Origin of the sequence: Verrucosispora sp. SN26_14.1 (assembly GCF_004307965.1) — a bacterium.
In the GTDB taxonomy this organism is placed as follows: Bacteria; Actinomycetota; Actinomycetes; order Mycobacteriales; family Micromonosporaceae; genus Micromonospora.
Map to the genome: position 1 here is coordinate 1 of NZ_SISL01000248.1, position 8802 is coordinate 8802.

General features: G+C 70.5%; 9 protein-coding genes. 3 read left to right on the forward strand and 6 right to left on the reverse strand.

Annotated features, from left to right (window positions below; genetic code table 11):
- Positions 1-1119: radical SAM family heme chaperone HemW (gene hemW / locus EYA84_RS20375; RefSeq protein WP_131054642.1), on the reverse strand; the 1119-nt coding region annotated here is incomplete at its 3' end.
- A gap of 20 nt (positions 1120-1139) precedes the next feature.
- On the opposite strand from hemW, the gene EYA84_RS20380 reads away from it, so the two are divergent.
- From EYA84_RS20380 to EYA84_RS20390, 3 genes are all read left to right on the forward strand, one after another.
- Entirely contained in the window at positions 1140-1928 is a 789-nt protein-coding gene (locus EYA84_RS20380; RefSeq protein WP_131054643.1) for an enoyl-CoA hydratase-related protein, read from the forward strand.
- A gap of 111 nt (positions 1929-2039) precedes the next feature.
- The gene (locus tag EYA84_RS20385; RefSeq protein ID WP_131054644.1) at positions 2040-2897 is read left to right on the forward strand and encodes a hypothetical protein; all 858 of its coding nucleotides are present in this window, start codon (positions 2040-2042) and stop codon (positions 2895-2897) included.
- A gap of 218 nt (positions 2898-3115) precedes the next feature.
- Complete coding sequence (locus EYA84_RS20390; RefSeq protein WP_236145865.1) at positions 3116-4021, forward strand: phytanoyl-CoA dioxygenase family protein; 906 nt, start codon at positions 3116-3118, stop codon at positions 4019-4021.
- Positions 4022-4136: 115 nt separating this feature from the next.
- Here EYA84_RS20390 and EYA84_RS20395 read toward each other — a convergent pair whose 3' ends face one another.
- From EYA84_RS20395 to EYA84_RS20415, 5 genes are all read right to left on the reverse strand, one after another.
- Positions 4137-4781: an MOSC domain-containing protein gene (locus EYA84_RS20395; RefSeq protein ID WP_131054646.1), complete on the reverse strand. Its 645-nt coding sequence runs from the start codon at positions 4779-4781 to the stop codon at positions 4137-4139.
- Between the two features lie 21 nt (positions 4782-4802).
- Positions 4803-5624, reverse strand: coding sequence for a carbohydrate ABC transporter permease (locus EYA84_RS20400; RefSeq protein WP_131054650.1), 822 nt, complete (start codon positions 5622-5624; stop codon positions 4803-4805).
- A gap of 107 nt (positions 5625-5731) precedes the next feature.
- Positions 5732-6718 (reverse strand): carbohydrate ABC transporter permease, encoded by a 987-nt coding sequence (locus tag EYA84_RS20405; RefSeq protein WP_131054647.1) that lies wholly within the window; start codon positions 6716-6718, stop codon positions 5732-5734.
- Positions 6715-8001 carry a sugar ABC transporter substrate-binding protein gene (locus EYA84_RS20410; RefSeq protein WP_131054648.1) on the reverse strand — a complete coding sequence of 429 codons (1287 nt, stop codon included), beginning with the start codon at positions 7999-8001 and terminating at the stop codon, positions 6715-6717. The genes EYA84_RS20405 and EYA84_RS20410 overlap by 4 nt, the downstream gene beginning before the upstream one ends.
- A gap of 193 nt (positions 8002-8194) precedes the next feature.
- On the reverse strand, positions 8195-8479 hold the full coding sequence (locus EYA84_RS20415) for a GlsB/YeaQ/YmgE family stress response membrane protein (RefSeq protein WP_131054649.1): 285 nt from the start codon (positions 8477-8479) through the stop codon (positions 8195-8197).
- Positions 8480-8802 lie beyond the last annotated feature (323 nt).

The following is an 8802-nucleotide window of genomic DNA, read 5'->3' on the forward strand; positions in this document are numbered from 1 at the left end:
AGAAGTGTATAAGAGACCGGCCCGCCCGGCGGCGTCGAGGACGTCCAGCGGCAGCCCGGACGCGAGCCGCAGCCGGAGCATGACGTCCTCCATGTGCGCCTCGCCGTCGGTGAGCACCTCCCGGGCCGACCCGGGAGACTCACCGGCGGCCAGCCGTCTCGCGTACTCGCGGGGGTGTTTGACGTTCCACCAGCGCACGCCACCGACGTGGCTGTGCGCCCCCGGGCCGAGGCCCCACCAGTCGCCGCCGGTCCAGTACAGCAGGTTGTGCCGGCACCGGGCGGCCGGCGTCCGCGCCCAGTTGGACACCTCGTACCAGGAGAAACCGGCCGCGCCGAGGGCGGCCTCGGCGGCCAGGTAACGCTCCGCGGCGACGTCGTCGTCCGGGTACGGCAACTCGCCGCGACGCATCCGCGCGGCCAGCCGGGTGCCGTCCTCGACGATCAGGGCGTACGCGCTGACGTGGTCGACGCCCGCCGCCACCACCTGGGCCAACGACTCGGCGAAGTCCTCCGCCCGCTCCCCCGGCGTCCCGTAGATCAGGTCCAGGTTGACGTGCGCGAAACCGGCGTCACGCGCCTCCAGTGCGGCGGCCGGTGCGCGACCGGCCCGGTGCCGACGGTCGAGCACGGCGAGCACCCCGGGCGTGGCCGACTGCATGCCGAGCGAGATCCGGGTGTAGCCGGCGGCCCGCAGCTCCTTGAGCGAGACGGGGTCGACCGACTCCGGGTTGGCCTCGGTGGTCACCTCGACGTCGGGTGCCAGCCCCCAGGTGCGGTCGATCGCGTCGAGGATGCGGGCCAGGTCGTCGGCGGGCAGCAGGGTGGGGGTACCGCCGCCGACGAAGACCGTCTCCACCCGGCCCGGTGGTGTCCCGTCCAGCACCCGCGCGGCCAGCGCCAGCTCGGCGAGCACCGTGTCCGCGTACCCCTCGCGACTCGCGCCGCCGCCGAGTTCCTCCGCGGTGTACGTGTTGAAGTCGCAGTAGCCGCAGCGGCTGGCGCAGAACGGCACGTGCACGTACACCCCGAAGCCCCGCTGCCCGACGTGGGCGCGGGCGGAGGCGGGCAGCGACCCGTCGACGGGTACGGGTTCGCCTGCTGGAAGGAGGCCGGGCATGGCCACTAGTGTGCCCTCACATGACCTCTCCCGACGCGTTCGTGCGGGTCGCCACGGCCCGCGGGGTGACCACCCTCACCCTGGACAGTCCGCACAACCGCAACGCGCTCTCCACCCCGTTGATGACCGAGCTGCTGGCCGGGCTGGCCGCCGCGGTCGCCGACGACGCGGTCCGGGTGATCGTGCTGGACCACACCGGCCCGGTCTTCTGTTCCGGGGCGGACCTGAAGGAGACGGCGGCGGCGTACGCCAGCGGGACGGTCCCCGCCGGGATGCTGGGTGACGTGCTCGCGGCGGTCCGGGAGTGCCCGAAGCCGGTGCTGGCCCGGGTGGCCGGTCCCGCGCGGGCCGGCGGGCTGGGCCTGATCGCCGCGGCCGACCTGGCGGTCTGCGCGGCGGAGGCCACCTTCGCCTTCACCGAGGTACGGATCGGGGTGATCCCGGCAGTGATCTCGGCGACGGTGCTGCCCCGGCTGCTGCCCCGGGCGGCGGCCGAGCTGTACCTCACCGGGGACACCTTCGACGGCCGGCGGGCCGCCGAGATCGGCCTGGTCACCGCTGCGGTGCCCGGCGACGAGCTGGACGCCACGGTGCGGCGCTACCTCGACTCGCTGGTGCGCGGCGCGCCGACGGCGCTGGCCGGCGCGAAGGACCTGCTGCACCGCCCGGCCGGCACCGACCTGCGCGCCGAGCTGGCGGAGCTGTCCGCGCTCTCCACCGGCTACTTCCTCTCCGGCGACGGCATCGAGGGGGTCACCGCGTTCCGGGAGAAGCGCCCACCCCGCTGGGTCGCCGAACTCGACAGGTGAGGACTGGCTGCCCCGGGGAACCTCATAGGGCACCGGCGACGGGGGAAACCGGTCGGAGCGCCCGTTCCGTTCGACGCGGGACGTACGCTTGGCGGACCTTGATACCGGGAGGTGTGGGTGCGGACTCGGGCAGTCGTGACGGGTTTCGTGGTCCTCGTGCTGATCGCCGCGATCGGGATCGTCCTCGGGCTGCGGCAGGTCGGTGAGCAGTTGCGGCTGCCGTTCGCCGGTCGGGCGTGCACGGTGCAGGCCGACGGCGAGGTGACGCTGGACTCGCAGCAGATGGCGAACGCGGCGACGATCGCGGCCATCGGTGCCCAGCGCGAGATGCCGGAGCGGGCGGTGGTGGTGGCGCTGGCCACCGCGTACCAGGAGTCCGGTCTGCGCAACCTGGCCGGCGGTGACCGCGACTCGGTGGGGCTGTTCCAGCAGCGGCCGAGCCAGGGCTGGGGCACGCCGGAGCAGATCGGCGACCCCCGGTACGCGGCCCGGAAGTTCTACGCGGCGCTGAAGAAGGTGCGCGGCTGGGAGGACATGCGGGTCACCGACGCCGCCCAGAAGGTGCAGCGTTCCGCCTTCCCGGAGGCGTACGAGAAGTGGGCCGACGAGTCGGAGGTGCTGACCCGGGCGCTGCTCGGTGACGCCACCACGGCGGTCACCTGCACGGTCGGGGGCGACCCGGTGCTGCGCGGCGCGGCGGCGATCGCGAAGCTTGCCGAGGGGCTGACGCTCGACTGGGGGTTGAGCGACTTCGTGGAGAGTCCCGCCGGTCTGACGACGTCCGCCGACGGTGAGCGCGCCGGCTGGCGGTACGCGCACTGGATGGTCTCGCACGCCAAGGAGCACGGGGTGAAGCGGGTGACCTTCGACGGCCGGGAGTGGACCGCCAAGCGGGGCACCTGGAAGCAGCTGCCGGAACGGGAGCGCGAAGACTCGCAGGTCTCCGCCGAAGTCCACGCCGACGTCTGAAAGACCCCGATCTCCTTACCCGCAGTCACCGCGAAATCCGGCTATTCGCCTGTAGCGCCCACCCGGTGCGACACATCGTGACCCCTTGTGGTCGATCCGCGCCCCTGGGTCGCGATGACGATGAGATCGCCCCGGGGCACTCCCGGAGGCGTGTCGACGGGAGTTACGATCGGCGGCCTGTGCCAGAAATGGTTTCACCTCTTGGGGAGGGGTACGACGTGGCTTTCGACTACGGCGACCGGACCGGCTACGAACCGATCAGCGACGTCGATCGCAAGGAGTTCCACGAGCAGGGCTTCCTCCTGCTGCGCAACGTCCTGACCGAGGACCACCGGGCCGCTCTCGAGGCCGCGGTCGACCGGGTGTACGAGGAGGAGAAGGCCAAGGGCAAGACCACCAAGGACGGCACCCTGCACCTGCTGGGCTTCCTCGAGCGCGACGAGCTCTTCGGTGACCTGCTCACCCACCCGATCGCCTTCCCGTACATGTGGGGCCTGGCCGGGTGGAACATCTACTCGCACCACAACCACCTCGACGTCACCCCGCCGGCTGCGGAGCCGGAGAAGCCGTACTGGGGGTGGCACCAGGACGGGTACCGGCAGAACTCCGACCCGGAGACGATGGACCCGAACCTGCCCCGGCCGATGTTCTCGCTGAAGGTCGCCTACGTGCTCTCCGACCTCTCGGAGAACGGTCGCGGCGCGACCAAGGTGATCCCGGGCAGCCACCTGTGGAACTCGCTGCCCCGTCCGGCGGACACCACGGTGCACAACCCGGACCCGGAGGGCACCGTCGAGATCACCGCCAAGCCGGGCGACGCGTTCATCTTCGACCGCCGCCAGTGGCACTCGCGGTCGACGAACCTGTCGACGATCACCCGCAAGATGCTCTTCGTGGGCTACACCTACCGGTGGATCCGCCCGCTGGACGAGCTGCACATCGACCAGAACGGCGAGTGGTGGAACAACCGCACGCCGGTGCAGCGCCAGCTCTGCGGTGAGGGCACCCACACCGCGAACTACTGGGGCATCAACTGGGACGGCTACATCGACGACGAGATCCCGCTGCGCAAGGAGCTCAAGGAGCGCGGTCAGCTCAACCGCAACATCCCCTGGCTCCGCTGACCTGATGTGAAAGGAAGGGTCCCCTGCTAACGCCTCGTGCATAGCAGGGGACCCTTCCTAACATCCAGGCAGCGCGCGCGGCACGCCCGGCGGCGCGCGGCACGCCCGGCGGGGCTCAGCCGGTGGGCGTACGCAGCCGCCGGTGCACCTTGGCGCGGGTCGACTCGGGCAGGTCCTCGGCGTCCAGCAGCCGGGGCAGCAGTGCGGGTTCCAGGCTCAGCGCCCGGAACACCTCACCGATGGTGACCCCGTGCGTCGGCCGGTGCACCACCTCGACCGGATCGCCGGCGCCCACCGTGCCCGCCCGCAGCACCCGCAGGTACGCCCCGGGCGCCGCGCGTACGGTGAACCGCTTGATCAGGTCCGGTTCGCCCCAGAACCCGGCGAACGTCCGGCACGGCGTACGCGGCTTGGTGACCTGCAACAGCGCGGACCCGATCGCCCACTGCTCCCCGATCACCGCGCCGGTCACGTCGACCCCGAGCGTGCTCAGGTTCTCGCCGAAGCGTCCCGGTGGCACGGGCCGGCCCAACTCCGCCTCCCACCACTGCGCGTCCTCCGTGGCGTACGCGTACACCGCCTGGTCGGGACCGCCGTGGTGGGCCCGTTCGGCGATGAAGTCACCGACCACCTCGTCGGCGCGTACGGTCACCCGCTCGGCGGCCGGCCGCTTGTCGATGCCGCTGCGCCCGCTGGCGTCACCGGCCCACTCCGCCTCGGTGATCACCGCGAGGTTCACCGAGATCAGTTTCGCCGTCATACCGGCCAGCGTACGACCGGCTCAGCCTTTGACCGCGCCGGCCACCAGGCCGGAGACCATCCGCCGTTGCACCAGCAGGAAGAAGACGATCACCGGCAGGGTGAACAGGGTGGAGGCGGCCATCACCGGTCCCCAGGCGGTCTCGTCGCGCCCGAAGAAGAAGGTCATCGCCACCGGCAACGTGTAGCGGTCCTGCCGGTTGACGAAGGTCAACGCGAAGATCAGCTCGTTCCAGGCGGTGATGAAGGAGAAGATGCTCGTCGCGACCAGGCCCGGCGCCACCAGCGGGAACAGGATCCGGCGGAAGATCTGCGCGCGGTTGGCGCCGTCGATGGCCGCGGCCTCCTCCAGTTCCTTGGGTACGGCCGCGACGAAGCCGCGCAGCATCCAGATCGCGAACGGCAGCGAGAAGCCGAGGTAGGTGAGGATCAGGCTGGGCAGGGTGTTGTAGAGGCCGAGCCGCTGGATCATCAGGAACAGCGGGATGACCAGCGCCTCCAGCGGGATCATCTGCACCACCAGCAGCATGATCAGGAAGCTGGTCCGGAGGGTGAAGCGGAACCGGGCCACGGCGGTGGCGGCGAGCAGGGCCACCAGGCCGCTCAGCAGCACCGTGGTCACCGCGACGAGCAGGCTGTTGAGGAAGAAGTCGGTGTAGCTGACCCCGGGGATCAGGTTTCCGGTGAGGATCTGGCGGTAGTGCGCCAGCGTCGGCTCGGCCGGGAGCGGGCGCGGGGTGCTGGCGAAGATCTCACTGCTCGGCTTGAGCGAGGTGGTGATCATCCAGTAGACCGGGAAGGCGGCGAAGACCGCCACCAGCAGGCCGGCGCCGTTGAGGGCGATCCGTCGGGCGGTACGGCCACGTCGCCCACCGCTCCCCCTCCGGCGCGCGGGAGTACGCGCCTCGGCGTCCTGCGGGGCACCTCCGGTGGTTGGTGCCGTGTCGGCCGTCACGACTCCTCCTCCTGCCTGAGCACCATCCGCACGTACACGCCGGTGACGACCAGCAGGATCAGCGTGAGGATCACCGCGACCGCCGCGCCGAGGCCGTACTTGGGCGGGGGTGAGAACGCCTCGGCGTACGAGTAGACGGAGAGCATGAAGGTCGGTCGGTCCTGGGTGCCGCCGGCGAGCACGTAGTACTGGGTGAAGACCTTGAAGTCCCAGATCGTGGAGAGCACCACCAGGATGCCGAAGACCGGCCGCAGCAACGGCACGGTGACCTGCCAGAACACCCGCCACGGCCCGGCACCGTCGACCCGGGCCGCCTCGTGCAGCTCGCTCGGCACGCTCTTGAGGCCGGCCAGCACGCTGACCGCCACGAACGGGAAGGAGTGCCAGACCACCACCAGCGTGAGGATCGCGAAGAACAGCAGCGGGGAGTTGAACCAGCCGTACCCGGTCCAGTCGGTGCGGCCGAAGATCGTCTGCGAGAGCCCGTCCGGCAGGGCGTTGAAGGCCCAGGTGACCAGCCCGCTGGTGTCGTTGAAGATCCACTTCCAGACGATGGTGCCGGTCAGTGCGGGGGTGGCCCAGGCGAGCATCACGCAACCGGCCACGAACGCCGCCATCCGCCGGCCCAACCGGTGGAGCAGCAGCCCGACCAGGGTGCCGAGGAGCATCGTCAGCGCCACGTTGGCCGCGGCGAACAGGACCGTGTTGCGCAGCACGGTCCAGAAGAACGGGTCACCGAGGATCTGGGCGTAGTTGCCCAGCCCGACCCAGGGCCAGTCCCGGTCACCGCGTACCTGGCGGACGTTGTCCAGCCGGTGGAAGGACATCACCACCACCTGGCCGAGCGGCCAGAGCAGCAGGACGCCGATGACCACCAGGCAGGGCAGCAACAGCAGGTACGGCAGGCGATCCACTCGGCGGCGCCGCCGCACGGGGGTCTCCCGTGCGGCAGCAGCCTCCGGTGTCTCGGTCAGCGTGGTCACTTGGCGTTGAGGATGCTTTCCATCTCCGCGGCCGCGTCGGCGGTGGCCTGTTCGACCGTCTTCTGACCCTTCATGACCGAGCTGTTCATCGCCTGGGTCACCGTCTTGGTCCGGCTGACCTCGACCCACCTGGGGGTGAGCGGCGTGAGCTTGGTGTTCCGCATCGTGGTCGCGAACGCCGCCATGATCTTGTCATTCGCGTACCGGTCGCCGCCCACCAGGTCGGAGTAGACCGGGAAGAAGCCGAGGCTGTCCGCGAACTTTTGGGCGTTCTTCTTGTTCAGCAGGACGGTGAGGTAGTCCCAGGCGAGGTCCTGACGCTGACTGTCCTGCCAGACCGCCAGGTCGGAACCACCGGCGAAGGCGGGTGCGGGCCGCCCGTCCGGGCTCGGGATGGGGAAGGTGCCCCAGACCTTCTCGATCTCCGGGTTGTCCTTGGCGATCGCGCCCTGCTGCCAACTCCCGGCGAACGCCATCGCCGCTTTGCCGGTGGCGAACTGGGTCCGCGCGTCGATCTCGTTCCAGCCGGCGGCGGCCGGTGGGGCGACCTTGTGGACGGTCACCAGGTCGGTCCAGAACCTCACCGCCTGTTGTGCCTGCGGCGAGGTCAGGCCGGAGGTCCAGGCGTCGCCCTGCCGGGTGGCGATCTCGCCGCCGGCGCCCCAGAGGAACGAGTAGAACGGCAGCTCGGAGTTGCCGGGCAGGGCGATGCCGTACGTGTCGGGTTTGACGGCTTGCACCGCCTTCGCCGCCGTCACCAGCTCGTCCCAGGTCGTCGGCGGTTGCACGCCGGCCTCGGCGAACCAGTCGGTGCGGTAGTAGATGCCCCGGACTCCGGCGTACCAGGGCACGCCGTACTGCCGTCCGTCGAGCTGGGCGTTGCGCACCAGGTCGGGCAGGATGTCCTTGCCCTCGGCCCAGCCGTTCATCCGGTCGGTCACGTCGGCGAGGGCCTCCTGCGCCGCCCAGCCCTGCGTCTCGGTGTTGCCCAGCTCGGTGATGTCGGGGCCTTCGCCACCGGCGAGCGCGGCCTGGAACTTCGTGGGCGCCTCCAGCCAGGGGACGTACTGCACGACCACGTCGGTGTCCGGGTGCATGGTGCGGAACTCGGTCTCCACGGCGTCGAGGAACGCGGTCTGCGCCTCGCTACCCTCGCCCATCATCCAGACCGTCAGCCGGCTGGGGTCGGCCGCGTCGTCGCCGGAGCCACCGCAGCCGGCCAGCACCATGGCGGTCGTGGCCACCACGGCGGTGACCGGGACCAGCCGTTTCCACCTGTTCACGCGACACCCCTCCCGCCTGGCATTTACCTTCCGCGTCGCACCCTAATACGAAGAATTCCTTTACAACAGTGGGCGGACCCGCCGGTGTCGCGGGGCAGAGCGGTGAGGGCGCCGTACGCCACCGGCAAACCGGGGCGTACGACAACGAAAGGCGCCCGACCTCGACGGTCGGGCGCCTTTCGTCAGTGAACTGTTACCGGGTGACACCCCGGCGGCCGCGGCCCACCCCTGCGACCAGCGCCACCGCGACGGCGGCCAGCAGGACCTGGAGCATCAGCTCCCGCCAGTCGATACCGGCGGTCTCGGCGAAGCCCGAAGCGCGGGCGATGACCGTGCCGAGCAGAGCCGCACCGACACCGATCAGCATGTGCAGCCAGATCGGCATCGGCTGCCGGCCCGGCACCACCAGGCGCCCCAGCGCGCCGATGATCAGACCGACGATCAGCGCGGTGATGATGCCCCAGACGGTGAACTCCATGGTCGTTCTCCTTCACAAAAGACTTCCCACGGTATTCGTGGTTTTCTGTCGTCGAGAGAGCTAATTCCCGACCCCACCGAACCCCAAACCGAGTTTCTGCGCCCAGACGGCACGAGATCACCCAGAAGTACGGTTCACGCAGCTCGGGAAGGGCGATCCGCCGGACGAGATCCGGCACGGCCCGGGGGCCGACCACAGCGGGCGCGGCTGCCGGTGCAAGGAAGGGTCCCCTGCTAACGCCTCGTGTATAGCAGGGGACCCTTCCTTACCTCCGGGAGTCGGCGTGCCGCCGACAGACGCCAGCGGGCGCCCGGCCGGATGGC